The organism is Salmonella sp. SJTUF15591, assembly GCF_043356435.1.
Taxonomy (GTDB): Bacteria; Pseudomonadota; Gammaproteobacteria; order Enterobacterales; family Enterobacteriaceae; genus Salmonella; species Salmonella enterica.
Window position 1 is genome coordinate 220826 of the sequence record NZ_JBEUJO010000003.1, and the last position, 15758, is coordinate 236583.

At 52.8% G+C, this 15758-nt stretch carries 20 protein-coding genes and 1 pseudogene; 16 read left to right on the forward strand and 5 right to left on the reverse strand.

What is annotated here, in order from left to right; all coding sequences use genetic code 11:
* The first annotated feature begins 65 nt into the window (after nt 1–65).
* The 9 genes and pseudogenes from rlmB (at nt 66) to ABVM99_RS08565 (ending at nt 6877) form a co-directional block, all read left to right on the forward strand.
* Nucleotides 66–797 (forward strand): 23S rRNA (guanosine(2251)-2'-O)-methyltransferase RlmB, encoded by a 732-nt coding sequence (gene rlmB, locus ABVM99_RS08525; RefSeq protein ID WP_001293277.1) that lies wholly within the window; start codon nt 66–68, stop codon nt 795–797.
* A 132-nt stretch (nt 798–929) separates the two neighbouring features.
* Nucleotides 930–1334, forward strand: a complete 405-nt coding sequence (locus ABVM99_RS08530; protein ID WP_023195856.1) for a YjfI family protein — start codon at nt 930–932, stop codon at nt 1332–1334.
* A gap of 14 nt (nt 1335–1348) precedes the next feature.
* Nucleotides 1349–2047, forward strand: a complete 699-nt coding sequence (locus ABVM99_RS08535) for a PspA/IM30 family protein (RefSeq protein ID WP_052938285.1) — start codon at nt 1349–1351, stop codon at nt 2045–2047.
* Nucleotides 2047–2134: pseudogene (locus tag ABVM99_RS08540) on the forward strand (hypothetical protein); the annotation flags it as partial. The gene ABVM99_RS08535 and the pseudogene ABVM99_RS08540, both read left to right, overlap by 1 nt.
* 122 nt (nt 2135–2256) lie before the next feature.
* Nucleotides 2257–2940, forward strand: a complete 684-nt coding sequence (locus ABVM99_RS08545; RefSeq protein ID WP_000090290.1) for a YjfK family protein — start codon at nt 2257–2259, stop codon at nt 2938–2940.
* Between the two features lie 17 nt (nt 2941–2957).
* Complete coding sequence (locus ABVM99_RS08550; RefSeq protein WP_000547738.1) at nt 2958–3356, forward strand: DUF350 domain-containing protein; 399 nt, start codon at nt 2958–2960, stop codon at nt 3354–3356.
* A 9-nt stretch (nt 3357–3365) separates the two neighbouring features.
* Entirely contained in the window at nt 3366–4004 is a 639-nt protein-coding gene (locus ABVM99_RS08555; protein WP_023195858.1) for a DUF1190 domain-containing protein, read from the forward strand.
* Between the two features lie 2 nt (nt 4005–4006).
* The gene (locus tag ABVM99_RS08560) at nt 4007–5170 is read left to right on the forward strand and encodes a glutathionylspermidine synthase family protein (RefSeq protein ID WP_023195859.1); all 1164 of its coding nucleotides are present in this window, start codon (nt 4007–4009) and stop codon (nt 5168–5170) included.
* A gap of 84 nt (nt 5171–5254) precedes the next feature.
* Nucleotides 5255–6877 carry an isovaleryl-CoA dehydrogenase gene (locus ABVM99_RS08565; RefSeq protein ID WP_000118964.1) on the forward strand — a complete coding sequence of 541 codons (1623 nt, stop codon included), beginning with the start codon at nt 5255–5257 and terminating at the stop codon, nt 6875–6877.
* 44 nt (nt 6878–6921) lie between these two features.
* Here ABVM99_RS08565 and yjfN read toward each other — a convergent pair whose 3' ends face one another.
* Together yjfN and bsmA are read right to left on the reverse strand one after the other, a co-directional pair.
* Nucleotides 6922–7197 (reverse strand): DUF1471 family protease activator YjfN, encoded by a 276-nt coding sequence (gene yjfN / locus ABVM99_RS08570; protein WP_001518964.1) that lies wholly within the window; start codon nt 7195–7197, stop codon nt 6922–6924.
* Between the two features lie 130 nt (nt 7198–7327).
* A complete protein-coding gene (gene bsmA / locus ABVM99_RS08575; RefSeq protein WP_000586836.1) occupies nt 7328–7657 on the reverse strand; it encodes a biofilm peroxide resistance protein BsmA in 330 nt (109 codons plus the stop codon).
* A 183-nt stretch (nt 7658–7840) separates the two neighbouring features.
* Between bsmA and yjfP the strand changes: the two genes are divergently transcribed.
* Nucleotides 7841–8590 carry an esterase gene (gene yjfP, locus ABVM99_RS08580; RefSeq protein ID WP_000560303.1) on the forward strand — a complete coding sequence of 250 codons (750 nt, stop codon included), beginning with the start codon at nt 7841–7843 and terminating at the stop codon, nt 8588–8590.
* On the opposite strand, the gene ulaR is transcribed toward yjfP, so the two are convergent.
* Nucleotides 8587–9342: an HTH-type transcriptional regulator UlaR gene (ulaR, locus tag ABVM99_RS08585; protein WP_000133618.1), complete on the reverse strand. Its 756-nt coding sequence runs from the start codon at nt 9340–9342 to the stop codon at nt 8587–8589. The two genes, yjfP and ulaR, sit on opposite strands and share 4 nt — an antisense overlap.
* A 104-nt stretch (nt 9343–9446) precedes the next feature.
* Nucleotides 9447–10511 carry an L-ascorbate 6-phosphate lactonase gene (ulaG, locus tag ABVM99_RS08590; RefSeq protein ID WP_000049161.1) on the reverse strand — a complete coding sequence of 355 codons (1065 nt, stop codon included), beginning with the start codon at nt 10509–10511 and terminating at the stop codon, nt 9447–9449.
* Between the two features lie 361 nt (nt 10512–10872).
* On the opposite strand from ulaG, the gene ulaA reads away from it, so the two are divergent.
* The 6 genes from ulaA to ABVM99_RS08620 are packed head-to-tail and all read left to right on the forward strand — an operon-like array spanning nt 10873 to nt 15279.
* Nucleotides 10873–12270: a PTS ascorbate transporter subunit IIC gene (gene ulaA, locus ABVM99_RS08595; RefSeq protein WP_000404873.1), complete on the forward strand. Its 1398-nt coding sequence runs from the start codon at nt 10873–10875 to the stop codon at nt 12268–12270.
* Nucleotides 12271–12285: 15 nt separating this feature from the next.
* Nucleotides 12286–12591, forward strand: a complete 306-nt coding sequence (ulaB, locus tag ABVM99_RS08600; RefSeq protein ID WP_000218358.1) for a PTS ascorbate transporter subunit IIB — start codon at nt 12286–12288, stop codon at nt 12589–12591.
* Between the two features lie 9 nt (nt 12592–12600).
* Entirely contained in the window at nt 12601–13065 is a 465-nt protein-coding gene (ulaC, locus tag ABVM99_RS08605; RefSeq protein ID WP_000776531.1) for a PTS ascorbate transporter subunit IIA, read from the forward strand.
* Between the two features lie 13 nt (nt 13066–13078).
* Nucleotides 13079–13729, forward strand: coding sequence for a 3-keto-L-gulonate-6-phosphate decarboxylase UlaD (ulaD, locus tag ABVM99_RS08610; protein ID WP_000056761.1), 651 nt, complete (start codon nt 13079–13081; stop codon nt 13727–13729).
* 9 nt (nt 13730–13738) lie between these two features.
* Nucleotides 13739–14593 (forward strand): L-ribulose-5-phosphate 3-epimerase UlaE, encoded by an 855-nt coding sequence (gene ulaE / locus ABVM99_RS08615; RefSeq protein WP_000949529.1) that lies wholly within the window; start codon nt 13739–13741, stop codon nt 14591–14593.
* Nucleotides 14593–15279 carry an L-ribulose-5-phosphate 4-epimerase gene (locus ABVM99_RS08620; RefSeq protein WP_001170768.1) on the forward strand — a complete coding sequence of 229 codons (687 nt, stop codon included), beginning with the start codon at nt 14593–14595 and terminating at the stop codon, nt 15277–15279. Before ulaE ends, ABVM99_RS08620 begins: the two co-directional genes overlap by 1 nt.
* A gap of 128 nt (nt 15280–15407) precedes the next feature.
* On the opposite strand, the gene yjfY is transcribed toward ABVM99_RS08620, so the two are convergent.
* Nucleotides 15408–15683: a DUF1471 family protein YjfY gene (yjfY, locus tag ABVM99_RS08625; protein ID WP_023195860.1), complete on the reverse strand. Its 276-nt coding sequence runs from the start codon at nt 15681–15683 to the stop codon at nt 15408–15410.
* Nucleotides 15684–15758: the final 75 nt, after the last annotated feature.

Below are 15758 nucleotides of genomic sequence, written 5' to 3' on the forward strand. Positions count from 1 at the left end.
GGTGAATTATCTGTAGGCCGGGCAAGCGTAGCGCCCCCGGCAAAACGTAAACAATGAGTACATTAATGAGCGAAATGATTTACGGCATCCACGCAGTGCAGGCCCTGCTGGAGCGCGCCCCTGAACGTTTTCAGGAAGTCTTTATTTTAAAAGGCCGTGAAGATAAACGTCTGTTGCCGCTGATCCACGCCCTTGAGTCCCAGGGCGTGGTTATCCAGCTGGCAAACCGCCAATATCTCGACGAGAAAAGCGACGGTGCCGTGCATCAGGGTATTATCGCTCGCGTGAAACCAGGCCGGCAGTATCAGGAAAACGATCTGCCGGATCTGATCGCATTACACGAACGCCCCTTTTTGTTGATCCTCGATGGCGTCACCGATCCGCATAATCTTGGCGCCTGTCTGCGCAGCGCCGATGCTGCAGGCGTACATGCGGTAATCGTGCCGAAAGACCGCTCCGCGCAACTTAACGCGACGGCGAAGAAAGTCGCCTGCGGCGCAGCGGAAAGCGTGCCATTGATCCGCGTCACCAACCTGGCGCGCACGATGCGCATGTTGCAGGAAGAGAATATCTGGATTGTCGGAACGGCGGGCGAGGCTGACCATACGCTGTATCAGAGCAAAATGCCTGGCCGCATGGCGCTGGTCATGGGCGCAGAAGGTGAAGGTATGCGTCGTCTGACCCGTGAGCACTGCGATGAGCTGATCAGCATTCCTATGGCCGGTAGCGTGTCGTCGCTGAATGTCTCTGTTGCGACCGGGATTTGTCTGTTTGAAGCCGTTCGCCAGCGAACCTGACGCTAATAGTATTTTTTAAGAAAAAACCATCCGATTATGGATGGTTTTTTTTTATCTCTGGCTGGTAATATAAAAAGAAAAACCTACCCTGTAATTTCTTTTATTTATAAAAAATGAGATAGAGATAAAAATATGGCATGGACTCCACGGACGCTGACGGATGCGTTAAACAACATCGCCGAATTAGATATTGATATAGAAAATAATGAATCATCATTAATAATAAAAATGAATGATTATGGCGATTTACCACTGGCGGTTTTATTTACCTCGCAACAAATAGTTATCGAGACTTATATCTGTCCGGTAAATACGATTAGAGATACCGCGGAATTTAATCTTTTCTTACTGAGAAATCAGAAGGTTTTACCGCTGTCTTCGGTCGGTATTACCCAGGTAAAACAGGAGGAATATTATGTCGCTTTTGGCGCGTTGTCGTTAAATTCGTCGCTTGCCGACGTGACGCTGGAAATCACCACGCTTGTAGAAAATGCGTTGGATATCGCTGAAATAACACAAGTCTATTCACAGGAATAATACAGGCGGCTTACATGGGAATTTTAAAAAGTTTGTTCACGTTAGGTAAATCATTCGTTGCTCAGGCAGAAGAAGCCATTGATGAAGCGCAGGGTGTACGTATGCTGGAGCAGCATATTCGCGACGCAAAAGCCGAGCTGGATAAAGCAGGTAAATCCAGAGTGGATTTATTGGCGCGGGTGAAGCTAAGCCATGACAAGCTGAATGATTTACGTGAGCGTAAAGCCAGCCTTGAAACACGGGCGTTGGCGGCAATGAGTAAGAATGTCGACGCCGCTTTACTCAACGAAGTGGCGGAAGAGATAGCCCGTCTGGAAAATGCCATTCTTGCCGAAGAACAGGTGCTGACTAATCTGGAAGCCTCTCGCGATGCGGTGGAAAAGGCAGTAACGGCGACAGGCCAGCAGATTGCGCAGTTTGAGCAGCAACTTGAAGTGGTTAAGGCGACAGAAGCCATGCAGCGCGCCCAGCAGGCGGTGACGACTTCGACCGTCGGAGCCGCGTCGAATGTGTCTACGGCGGCGGAGTCGCTTAAACGTTTACAAACGCGTCAGGCTGAACGCCAGGCCCGGCTGGATGCCGCCGCGCAGCTGGAAAAAGTCGCCGATGGACGCGACCTGGACGAAAAACTGGCGCAGGCCGGTATTGGCGCAACCAACAAAAGCTGCGCCCAGGATGTGCTGGCGCGCTTGCAGCGTCAACAAGGCGAGTAATGCTCTTTACATGGATGGTCAAAACCTGCCAGCGGCATTTGTCCAGACTGACCTGGCCTGTTTATCGGGCAGTATCTGCTTTGTTATCGGTAGCGCGAAAGCGCACTACCGTGCTGAGCTTCGTCGCTTTCATACGAGACGGCACATGAATGCGCGATCTCAAATGGCATTATGCCCAACGACAATCGCATTCTGGCTGAAGAGGTCGCATGGCAAGAGATAGAGGTTCCCCTATGATGCAATTTTTTCAGCGTTTGCTCGGTAAAACAAGCGCGCCAGCGCCGATTCGCGGACCATTAGGATTACATCTTAACGCCGGTTTCACGCTGGATACGCTGGCATTCCGGCTACTGGAGTCGTCGTTGCTGGTGGCGCTACCAGGTGAAAAATACACTGTCGCGGCAGCGAGTCGCATAGATTTAGGCGGCGGCAGTCAGATTTTTCGCTACTACACCTCTGGCGATGAGTTTCTACAAATTAACACCACTGGCGGCACGGATGTTGACGACATTGATGACATCAAACTCTTTGTATATGAGGAAAGTTTCGGTATTAACGAGGAACGTCACTGGCGTTCAGCCATTGCGCCAGCGGCAATAGGGCCGATGACGCTCAACTGGCAAGAACGGCGCTGGCAGCGTTTTTTTAACCATGAAGAGCCGGGCAATATTGAACCTGTCTACATGCTGGAAAAGGTTGAAAATCAGCAGGCAGAGAAATGGGACGTTCACAATTTTACGATGGGCTTCCAGCGCCAGGTGACGGATGACGCCTGGGAGTATCTTCTATTGAACGGGGAAGAATCATTTAACGAGCGCGGTGAGCCTGAATGGGTGTTTTCACGCGCCCTCGGCGTGGATATCCCGCTCACTTCACTGACGGTTATTGGTTAAGCACATACAGGGAAATTATGCATATACTGGACGCATTACTGGCTTTCTGCGCCTATTTTTTTATTGGCGCGGCAATGGTCATTGTATTTCTTTTTATTTACTCAAAGATAACGCCGCATAATGAATGGCAGTTGATAAAAAATAACAATACTGCGGCATCGCTGGCCTTTAGCGGTACGTTGCTGGGCTATGTCATCCCCTTATCCAGCGCGGCGATAAACTCGGTCAGTATCCCGGACTATTTTGCCTGGGGCGGCATTGCGCTGGTGATTCAGCTGCTGATTTATGGTTGCGTAAGGTTATACATGCCTACGCTGAGCGAAAAAATTATTAATCACAACGTGGCGGCGGGGCTATTTATGGGAACCGCAGCGCTGGCTGGCGGTATTTTTAACGCTGCCTGTATGACATGGTAACGGAAGATCATGGCAAAAAAACGAAAATCCAGAAGCACATCCGGCGTAGGCCATTCGGCAATAAGACGGATAGCCGAACCGGTCAATCCCTTTGAGCGGCAACGAAATCGCTACACGCCAAAATGCCTGACGCTGGTGATTATGGGCGGAGCGGCCTTTTTTCTCCTGAAAGGGTGCGGTGATGGCAGTAATAGTGACAACGACGGCGATGGGACGTTTTACGCCACGGTGAACGACTGTATTGACGATGGCAATAGCGCCAGCGTTTGCGCTGACGGCTGGAATAATGCGAAAACAGAATTTTACGCTAATGTGCCTAAGCAATTGACGCAGGAGCGCTGTCAGTCGCAGTTTGGCGATTGCTACTTTGATATCACCGAGCGGAGCTGGGTTCCGGTATTAAGCGGCTTTTTACTCAGCCGCGCGATTCGTCAGAACCGTGATGAACAATACATCTATAGCAGCGGCGGTTCATCTTATGTCTCCCGTCCCGTCTGGCGCACCACATCCGGCGATTATGCGTGGCGCAGCGGCACAGGGAAAAGCGATACCGCGACCAGCCCTGGTTATATCACACGGAAAGCGTCCACCGTCTCCCGCGGCGGCTATGGCCGTTCTTCCAGCGCCCGCGGGCACTGGGGAGGCTAACCATGCTACGACACAACGTACCGATACGTCGGGATCTGGATAAGATCGCCTGCGATCACGGTTTTGACTTTCATGTTATCGATAACGAAATTTACTGGGATGAAAGCCGGGCCTACCGTTTTACATTACGGCAAATTGAAGAACAGATCGAAAAACCGACCGCAGAGCTTCATCAGATGTGTCTGGAGATTGTCGAGCGGGCCGTCCGGGATGAGCAGATCATGCAGCAGCTGGCGATCCCGCCATTGTACTGGGATGTCATCGCCGAAAGTTGGCGCAGCCGCGATCCTTCGCTTTACGGGCGGATGGATTTCGTCTGGTGCGGCAAAGATCCGGTTAAATTGCTGGAATACAATGCGGATACGCCGACGTCGCTCTATGAGTCCTCCTACTTTCAATGGCTATGGCTGGAGGAGGCCCGTCGTAGCGGCGCCATCCCGCGTGATGCCGATCAATACAACGCGATACAGGAGCGGCTGATCGCCCGCTTCAGCGAGCTGTACAGTCGGGAACCGCTCTACTTTTGCTGTTGTGAAGATACCGACGAAGATCGCACGACGGTGCTGTACCTTCAGGATTGCGCGCAGCAGGCGGGGCAGGAAACGCGATTTATCTATATTGAAGAACTGGGGCTTGGCGTAGGCGGCGTGCTGACCGATCTGGACGATAACGTGATTCGCCGCGCCTTTAAGCTCTACCCGCTGGAGTGGATGATGCGCGACGACAACGGCCCGCTGTTGCGAAAACGGCGTGAGCAATGGATTGAGCCATTGTGGAAAAGTATTCTGAGTAACAAAGGGCTGTTGCCGTTATTGTGGCGCTTTTTCCCTGGCCATCCGAATCTGCTGCCGGCCTGGTTTGAGGGCGAAAAATCGCTCGCAGCGCCAGGTGAAAGCAGCGTGCGGAAGCCGATTTATTCACGTGAAGGCGGCAACGTCACGATTTTCGACGAGCGGCAAAATGTTATCGATCATGCCGACGGCGACTACGCTGACGAGCCGATGATTTACCAGGCGTTTCAGCCTTTGCCGCGCTTTGGCGATAGCTATACGCTGATTGGCAGTTGGATCATTGACGATGAAGCCTCCGGGATGGGGATTCGCGAGGACAATACGCTAATTACCAAAGACACTTCCCGTTTCGTCCCACATTATATTGCCGGTTAATCATACTTTTGTGATCTTGCTCCGGCGTCAATGGCGCAGTCATGACCATACTTGACTTCAGCGCCATTGAAGGAGGGAGACACCATGTCCTGGCAAACACATACCGTTTTTAATCAACCAGCTCCGCTCAATAACAGTAACTTATTCCTGTCTGATGGCGCGCTGTGTGAAGCGGTTTCCCGGGAAGGCGCGGGATGGGATAGCGATCTTCTCGCCAGCATTGGCCAACAACTGGGAACGGCAGAATCACTGGAACTGGGGCGTCTGGCGAACGCGCATCCTCCTGAGTTGCTGCGTTACGATCCACAGGGACAGCGTCTGGATGACGTTCGCTTTCATCCCGCCTGGCACCTGTTGATGCAGGGGCTTTGCGCTAATAGGGTACATAACCTGGCCTGGGAGGAGGAGGCAAGGGCGGGAAGTTTTGTCGCCCGGGCGGCGCGTTTTGTATTACATGCTCAGGTAGAAGCGGGAACACTCTGTCCTGTCACGATGACCTTTGCCGCGACACCGTTGCTATTGCAGATGCTTCCCGCCACTTTCCATGACTGGCTGGCGCCGCTGCGCAGCGATCGCTACGATTCGCATTTGCTGCCGGGCGGGCAAAAACGGGGCCTGCTCATCGGCATGGGAATGACGGAAAAGCAGGGCGGATCTGACGTACTCAGTAATACGACCCACGCGGAGCGGCTGGCGGATGATTCATATCGGCTGGTGGGACATAAATGGTTTTTCTCTGTGCCGCAAAGCGATGCGCACCTCGTGCTGGCGCAGGCAAAAGGAGGACTATCCTGTTTCTTTGTGCCGCGTTTCCTGCCAGACGGGCAACGGAACTCTGTTCGTCTTGAGCGCCTGAAAGATAAACTCGGTAATCGATCTAATGCCAGCGCCGAAGTCGAGTTTCAGGATGCCGTTGGCTGGCGGCTGGGAGAAGAGGGCGAAGGGATTCGGCATATCTTAAAGATGGGCGGTATGACGCGTCTTGATTGCGCGCTCGGGAGTCATGGCTTAATGCGGCGCGCATTTTCAGTCGCGATTTACCATGCTCATCAGCGTCAGGCTTTTGGTAAGCCGCTGATCGAACAACCGTTGATGCGACAAACCTTAAGTCGTATGGCGCTATGCCTGGAAGGGCAGACAGCGCTTTTGTTTCGGCTGGCGCGCGCCTGGGAGCAACGTCGCGAGGCGAAAGAGGCATTATGGGCGCGATTATTCACGCCAGCGGCGAAATTCGCCATCTGTAAGCAGGGAATCCCTTTTGTGGCTGAGGCGATGGAGGTTCTCGGCGGGATGGGGTATTGCGAAGAGAGCGAACTCCCGCGCCTGTACCGTGAAATGCCGGTGAACAGTATCTGGGAAGGTTCCGGCAATATCATGTGTCTGGATGTACTGCGGGTGCTGACAAAACAACACGGCGTCTATGACGTATTGAGTGAAGCTTTTGCGGAAGTCAAAGGTCAGGATCGCCATTACGACCGCGCGGTACGTCAGCTACAGCAACGTTTACGCAAACCGGACGAAGCAATGGGCAGAGAGATTACGCAGCAGCTTTTCTTGCTGGGGTGCGGAGCGGAAATGCTGCGTCATGCCTCGCCGCCGCTGGCGCAAGCGTGGTGTCAGATGATGCTGGATACACGCGGCGAAATGCCGCTGCCTGCCCAGGTGCAAAATGATTTACTGTTAAGGGCGACCGGGGGACTGCGGTAACGTTTGGCCTGTAGTACATGCCATCCGGCGCGAGCCACGCGGCATCAGGCATAGAGTATCGCCTGTACGCGCCAGTTATCCGACTGTTGTTCTTCATACATTTGAATAATTCTGTACCAGGACGCACCCTGTTCATCGGCTTTCAGGGCGATAATCCGCTCCACATCCTGTGGGTTTCCTGCAACATTACTGACCGAGATCAGGCCGATTTCATTCAGACCCGTTACGCAGTCAGCACTGGCGAATTCGGCAGACTGTGCCGTCGTACTCACCAGTCCGGCAGAAAGCAGCAGTGAGGATAAGGCAAGTTCTTGTTTCATCGTCAGCTCCTTATTACATACCCCGCATTTAACAGGACGCTCCATCACGGTAAACCTGTTTGTGTATTGTGCACAGGTAAACGCATAGGGGCGCAAAGCAATGTAAAACTGACTAAAAATCAATCTACTGTTATTGACGATACAAAATGGCTTGTGAATACCACTGGCCGGTTACAACCGTTTCATCAACCATTAAGATAACGTAATAATCGGCTTTCGCAGCGACGGCTTTCGCTCTGATTTCATCTATTGCATCATCCGGGGAGCCCCGAACCAGCGCGCTTACGGTCCCCATCCGCTGTAGTCCTTGCGTTTGATCGCGACGGATTTCCTGCGGGTGATCGGCGACAGGCGGTGCAGGTTGCGGCGTACCCTGCAGCACGCTACACGCGCTTAATAACAGCGCTGCTATCAATGAAGCAAACCGACGCATAACTCTATCTCGTTTCCTGATAATCATAGTGTAATGCCTTATTGATTTCCCTTTAGGGGGAATGTTCCCGAAGTGTTACCTGTCACGCGATTTTCGAATGAAAACGTTGCGAAAGCGTAACCCAGTTCTCAAACATTATGAATTATTGCGCTATCCATAAACTTGCGTTAAGTATTTCTCCGTGGCATACCGGATAAAAAGGAGAGAATAATGATAGCGATTGAAACACGACAATTAGCCGGAGGCGTCGTACTACATGCCTTCCCGGAAGGGAAACGCGCCGTGCCGCTTCCGTGTGTGGTGTTCTATCATGGTTTCACCTCCTCCAGCCTGGTTTATAGTTATTTTGCCGTTGCCCTGGCACAGGCAGGATTCCGGGTAGTGATGCCGGATGCGCCGGAGCATGGCGCTCGCTTCGGCGGCGACTCACAGGGACGAATACACCGATTCTGGCAGATTTTGCACCAAAACATGCAGGAATTTACGACGTTACGTGCGGCGATTCAGGCGGAAAACTGGCTACTTGACGGGCGGTTGGCGGTGGGCGGCGCATCCATGGGCGGTATGACGGCGCTGGGCATTATGACGCGTCACCGTGAGGTAAAATGCGGGGCCAGTTTAATGGGGTCGGGCTATTTTACCGGGCTTGCCCGGACGCTTTTCCCGCCGTTATCCCCGCAGAACCCGGCACAGCAGGCGGAATTCGACAATATCATCGCGCCGCTACGTGAATGGGAAGTCACACACCAGTTAGAGCGACTGGCCGACAGGCCGCTTCTGTTGTGGCATGGTCAGGAGGATGACGTGGTGCCTGCTATCGAAACCTTCCGGCTCCAGCAGGCACTCGCCGCGGCGAAGCTGGATAAGCATGTGACCTGTTTATGGGCCGCAGGCGTGCGGCATCGCATTACGCCAGAAGCGTTGTCGGCGACGGTAGCGTTTTTCCGACAGCATCTTTAAACGCGGAGTATGCTTACACCCTGGGCTTCAAGCTGTTGCAAAACTTGCGGATTGGCATTTTTGCCGGTAATCAGCATAGCGATCTGATCGGCGCGGCTGAACAGCATTCCCGCGCGCTCGCCAATTTTACTGCTATCGACCAGCGCGACCAGTTTCCCGACGACGCTGAGCATTTTTTGTTCCGCCATGGCGGTTAGCATATCGGTCTTGTACAGGCCATCCGCGGTTAAGCCCTTTCCGCTGGTAAACATCCAGTGGCCCGCATAGAGACTGTTTTCACTTCCCTGCGGGCTCAGGGTAATCGACTGGCTTTTATTATACTGACCACCCATGATAATCACGCTGTCATGCTCTTGATCGATCAGATAATTCGCCAGCGGCAGATAGTTGGTAATGATCTGTACCGGCTTCCCGCACATTTCACGCCCCAGCAGGAAAGCGGTGGAGCCGCAGTTAATCACTACGCTTTCACCTGGGTTTACCAGCTGCGACGCCGCTTTCGCGATGCGTACTTTTTCATCGTGGTTTTGCGCCTGGTGCAGATTCATCGGCGTCCAGCGGGGCCGCTGTTGGGTAATGGCCTCTGCGCCGTTGCGCACTTTTTTAAGTTTCCCGCTTTCGTCGAGCTTGTTGATGTCGCGGCGCGCTGTCGCCGGGGAGATCCCCAGACGCTCAATCACGTTTTCGACGGTAACAAAGCCCAACTGTGCCAGCATATCCAGCAGTATTTGATGTCTTTGTGCTTCAGTCATGAGCTATTCCGATACAAATTGATTTGAAAAGATGATATTTGAAATAGCCTGGAAATACTAAAGTAAATGGAAAAAATGCCGGGTAATCCCGGCATGATATCGACTCACAGGAAGGATTTGAACGGTAGATCGGGTTCAATGGTAAAGCAATCGTCAAACCCACGCGGATAGTGGTATTCGAAATTGTCTTTATCCAGCGGCCAGGTAAACTTGCCGCCAACCTGCCAGATAAACGGTTTAAAACCATACTTCAGGCGATCTTTCTTCATTTCCCATAGCACGCGGATCTCTTGCGGATCGGCCTGGAAGTTCGACCAGATATCGTGATGGAACGGGATCACCACTTTGGTATTCAGCGATTCCGCCATGCGTAAAATATCCGCGCTGGTCATTTTGTCCGTAATACCGCGCGGGTTTTCGCCATAAGAACCAAGCGCGACATCAATTTGATGTTCGTTGCCGTGTTTCGCGTAGTAGTTGGAATAGTGAGAATCGCCGCTGTGATAGAGATTGCCGCCCGGCGTTTTAAACAGATAGTTAACCGCGCGTACATCCATGCCGTCCGGCAGGACGCCAGCGGCTTTCTGATCGGCGGGCAGGGTGATTAATGCGGTGCGGTCAAAGGCATCAAGCGCATGAATTTCAATATCTTTCACTTTCACGACATCGCCCGGTTTTACCACGATGCAGCGTTCTTTCGGCACGCCCCAGCCAACCCATAAATCCACGCAGGTCTGCGGGCCGATAAACGGAACATCATCGGCGCAATTCTGCATTACGGCAGCCGCGACATTGACGTCAATGTGATCGTTATGGTCGTGGGTCGCCAGTACGGCGTCAATCTGACGGATAGCGAAAGGATCGAGAACAAACGGCGTGGTGCGCAGGTTAGGCTGTAATTTTTTGACGCCAGCCATACGCTGCATCTGATGGCCGGTTTTCATCAACGGATTACCGTGGCTCTGTTTACCGGTACCGCACCAGAAATCGACGCATACGTTAGTGCCGCCTTCAGATTTTAGCCAGATACCGGTACAGCCCAGCCACCACATAGCGAACGTACCCGGCGCGACCTGCTCTTGCTCAATCTCTTCGTTCAGCCAGCTTCCCCACTCCGGAAACGTGCTCAGAATCCATGATTCACGCGTGATGCTTTGTACTTTACTCATCGCATTTACCTTCATGTTTGTTCAAAATAGTTCAAAACGTGATTTGTTTTGATTAATCCTGACACTATTTTCTCAAGAAGGCAATGGGCTATTTTTTGACTTTTGGGGAATAGATAACGCAGTCAGGAGAAAATTTAATCTTGCCTGGCGTCATGGGGATGTAGACATCTTTATGATTTTACTTATTTAATGAAAAAATGAGTTACCTATAAGTAAACCATGTATTAAGTGCGCTAATTATTTGCGCGCTACGTCACATTTAATCAAATTCAATCTTGTTGTGATTACTTTTGAAAATTACAGTGAAGGGACATTATCCTGAGCGCCTGTGACTCAGCAACCTCGTCTACCGGAGATCGTTATGGAGATCCTCTACAACATCTTTACCATTTTCTTTAATCAGGTAATGACCAATGCCCCGCTATTACTGGGTATTGTGACCTGCCTGGGCTATATCCTGCTGCGTAAAAGCGTCAGCGTGATCATCAAAGGGACGATCAAAACCATCATTGGCTTCATGCTGCTACAGGCCGGGTCCGGCATTCTGACCAGCACCTTTAAACCGGTGGTGGCGAAAATGTCTGAGGTCTACGGCATCAACGGCGCGATTTCCGATACCTATGCTTCGATGATGGCAACGATCGAACGGATGGGTGATGCGTATAGTTGGGTAGGCTACGCGGTGTTGCTCGCGCTGGCGCTGAATATTTGTTACGTCTTGTTGCGACGCATTACCGGTATTCGCACCATCATGTTGACCGGGCACATCATGTTCCAGCAGGCGGGGCTGATTGCGGTCTCTTTCTATATCTTCGGCTATTCCATGTGGACCACCATTATCTGCACGGCGATACTGGTTTCCCTGTACTGGGGTATTACCTCCAACATGATGTACAAGCCGACTCAGGAAGTGACGGACGGCTGCGGTTTCTCCATCGGTCACCAGCAGCAGTTTGCTTCCTGGATTGCCTATAAAGTCGCGCCGTTCCTGGGCAAAAAAGAGGAAAGCGTTGAAGACCTCAAACTGCCGGGCTGGCTGAACATTTTCCATGACAACATCGTCTCCACGGCGATTGTAATGACCATCTTCTTTGGTGCCATTCTGCTCTCCTTTGGTATCGATACCGTACAGGCGATGGCGGGTAAAACCCACTGGACAATCTATATCCTGCAAACCGGTTTCTCCTTTGCGGTGGCGATTTTCATTATTACTCAGGGCGTGCGTATGTTTGTCGCCGAGCTCTCTGAAGCGTTTAACGGTATCTCCCAGCGTCTGATTCCGGGCGCAGTACTGGCGATTGACTGCGCCGCTATTTATAGCTTCGCGCCGAACGCGGTGGTCTGGGGCTTTATGTGGGGCACCATCGGTCAGCTGATTGCGGTTGGCATCCTGGTTGCCTGCGGCTCCTCGATCCTGATTATTCCTGGCTTTATCCCGATGTTCTTCTCTAACGCCACTATCGGCGTGTTCGCTAACCACTTCGGCGGCTGGCGTGCGGCGCTGAAAATTTGTCTGGTGATGGGGATGATCGAAATCTTTGGTTGCGTCTGGGCGGTGAAACTCACCGGTATGAGCGCCTGGATGGGCATGGCGGACTGGTCGATTCTGGCACCGCCGATGATGCAGGGCTTCTTCTCCCTCGGTATCGCCTTTATGGCCGTCATCATTGTAATTGCACTGGCTTATATGTTCTTCGCTGGCCGCGCACTGCGCGCAGAAGAAGATGCAGAAAAACAACTGGCAGAACAGTCTGCTTAATAAGGAGTTTTGATTATGACCGTACGTATTCTGGCTGTGTGTGGCAACGGACAGGGCAGTTCCATGATCATGAAAATGAAAGTGGACCAGTTTTTAACCCAATCAAACATTGACCACACGGTAAACAGCTGCGCGGTTGGCGAGTACAAAAGCGAGTTGAGCGGCGCGGATATCATCATCGCTTCTACCCATATTGCGGGCGAAATCAGCGTGACGGGCAACAAATATGTGGTTGGCGTGCGCAACATGCTGTCGCCTGCGGATTTTGGCCCGAAACTGCTGGAAGTGATCAAAGAACATTTCCCGCAAGACGTGAAGTAAGGATGCAACATGAAATTACGTGATTCACTGGCGGAGAATAATTCTATCCGCCTGCAGGCTGAAGCGAATACCTGGCAGGAAGCCGTTAAGATCGGCGTCGATTTACTGGTGGCTGCCGACGTGGTGGAGCCACGCTATTACCAGGCCATTCTCGATGGCGTTGAGCAGTTTGGCCCCTATTTTGTGATTGCCCCCGGCCTGGCGATGCCGCATGGCCGCCCGGAAGAAGGGGTGAAGAAAACCGGTTTTTCGCTGGTGACCCTGAAAAAGCCGCTGGAGTTCAACCACGAAGATAACGACCCGGTCGATATTCTGATCACCATGGCGGCGGTTGATGCCAACACTCACCAGGAAGTGGGCATCATGCAGATCGTCAACCTGTTTGAAGACGAAGCTAATTTTGACCGTTTACGCGCCTGCCGCACCGCGCAGGAAGTCCTGGATCTCATTGACCGCACCAACGCGGCAGCTTAAGAAGGAATTGAAAATGTCATTACCAATGTTGCAGGTCGCGCTGGACAACCAGACTATGGATAGCGCCTATGAAACCACCCGCCTGATTGCCGAAGAGGTGGATATTATTGAAGTGGGCACCATTCTGTGCGTGGGCGAAGGCGTGCGTGCCGTTCGCGATCTGAAAGCGCTTTACCCACACAAAATCGTGCTGGCGGACGCCAAAATTGCCGATGCCGGTAAAATCCTCTCCCGTATGTGTTTCGAAGCCAACGCGGACTGGGTGACCGTGATTTGCTGTGCGGATATCAACACCGCAAAAGGCGCGCTGGATGTGGCGAAAGAGTTCAACGGCGACGTGCAGATCGAGCTGACCGGTTACTGGACCTGGGAACAGGCGCAGCAGTGGCGTGATGCGGGTATTCAGCAAGTGGTTTATCACCGCAGCCGTGACGCGCAGGCCGCAGGCGTGGCGTGGGGCGAGGCGGATATTACCGCGATTAAACGGCTCTCCGATATGGGCTTTAAAGTGACCGTGACCGGCGGACTGGCGCTGGAAGACCTGCCGCTGTTCAAAGGCATTCCGATCCATGTCTTTATCGCGGGGCGTAGCATTCGCGATGCCGAATCGCCGGTAGAAGCCGCACGGCAGTTCAAACGCTCCATTGCCCAACTGTGGGGCTAAGGAGCGGCTATGCTGTCGAAACAAATTCCGCTCGGCATCTATGAAAAAGCGCTCCCTGCCGGGGAGTGCTGGCTGGAACGCCTGCGGCTGGCGAAAACGCTGGGTTTTGACTTTGTTGAAATGTCGGTGGACGAGACCGACGCCCGACTGGCGCGGCTCGACTGGAGTCGCGAGCAGCGCCTGGCGCTGGTGAGCGCGGTTGCTGAAACCGGCGTGCGCGTGCCGTCCATGTGTCTGAGCGCGCATCGTCGTTTTCCGCTCGGTAGCGAAGATGACGCGGTACGGGCGCAGGGGCTGGAGATTATGCGTAAAGCGATTCAGTTTGCGCAGGACGTCGGGATTCGCGTCATTCAACTGGCGGGGTACGATGTTTACTATCAGCAGGCCAACGACGAAACGCGTTGCCGCTTCCGCGATGGGTTAAAAGAGAGCGTTGATATGGCCAGCCGCGCCCAGGTGACGCTGGCGATGGAGATCATGGATTACCCATTGATGAATTCCATCAGTAAAGCGCTGGGCTATGCTCACTACCTCAATAACCCGTGGTTCCAGCTCTATCCGGATATCGGCAATCTGTCTGCCTGGGATAACGACGTACAGATGGAGCTACAGGCGGGAATCGGGCATATCGTCGCGGTACACGTCAAAGATACTAAACCCGGCGTGTTCAAAAATGTGCCGTTTGGCGAAGGCGTTGTCGATTTCGAACGCTGCTTCGAAACGCTCAAACAGAGTGGCTATTGCGGGCCCTATCTGATTGAGATGTGGAGTGAAACAGCAGAGAACCCGGCGGCAGAGGTAGCGAAAGCGCGTGACTGGGTGAAAGCGCGCATGGCCAAAGCAGGCATGGTGGAGGCAGCCTAATGCAAAAGCTCAAGCAGCAGGTATTTGACGCTAACATGGATTTGCCCCGTTATGGACTGGTGACGTTTACCTGGGGCAACGTCAGCGCTATCGATCGCGAACGCGGATTGGTGGTGATTAAGCCAAGCGGTGTCGCCTATGAAACCATGAAGGTAGATGACATGGTGGTGGTGGATATGGATGGCAAAGTGGTGGAGGGAGGTTATCGTCCTTCTTCCGATACCGCTACCCATCTGGCGCTATATCAACGCTATCCGTCGCTTGGCGGCGTCGTTCATACCCACTCCACCCACGCCACGGCATGGGCGCAGGCAGGGATGGCTATTCCGGCGCTCGGCACCACGCACGCGGACTATTTCTTTGGCGATATTCCTTGTACCAGGGCGTTAAGCGAAGAAGAAGTGCAGGGCGAGTACGAGCTGAACACCGGTAAGGTGATCATCGAAACGCTGGGCGAGGTGGAACCGCTGCATACGCCAGGCATTGTCGTGTATCAACACGGGCCATTCGCCTGGGGGAAAGATGCGCACGATGCGGTACATAACGCGGTCGTCATGGAGGAAGTGGCGCGAATGGCGTGGATTGCGCGCGGCATTAACCCGGCGCTGAATCCCATCGACGATTATCTGATGAACAAGCACTTCATGCGTAAGCATGGCCCGAATGCGTATTACGGGCAGAAGTGAAGTATGAGCTCCGGAATGTGAATATTATCGGGATGTCACAGGTCTAATTCCGGAGCCATCTTTCCGCGAAAAAAGCCCCCTGTTCAGGGGGCAAATCAACTATGGCTTTTTCGTTGGTTTTCCTGATGCTAGCGATAAATATTCGCGCTGGCGTGTATATTGCCGTTGCTACCCGGTTCCCGGATAAGTATGACGCGATAATACATTGCGTTTCGCACGTCGGCCTCTTCATTCAGCGCCAGATTGGCTTCACTTTCCGTGGCGAAGTTATGGTTGATGTAGATCACGCCTAAGCTGCGCACATCATCCATATTTCTGGCCTGGTGATTATTTAACTCGATGGCTGCCGTTGCCGTTATGCCAGGCAAAAGCGCAGCCAGAAATAACATTATCCGGGCTCGCATAGAGTACCTCCTCAGCAGCGCGGTCTGGTTGGCGATATCCCCCTTTAGTGAATCGCTTCTGGTTTAATTTTAACC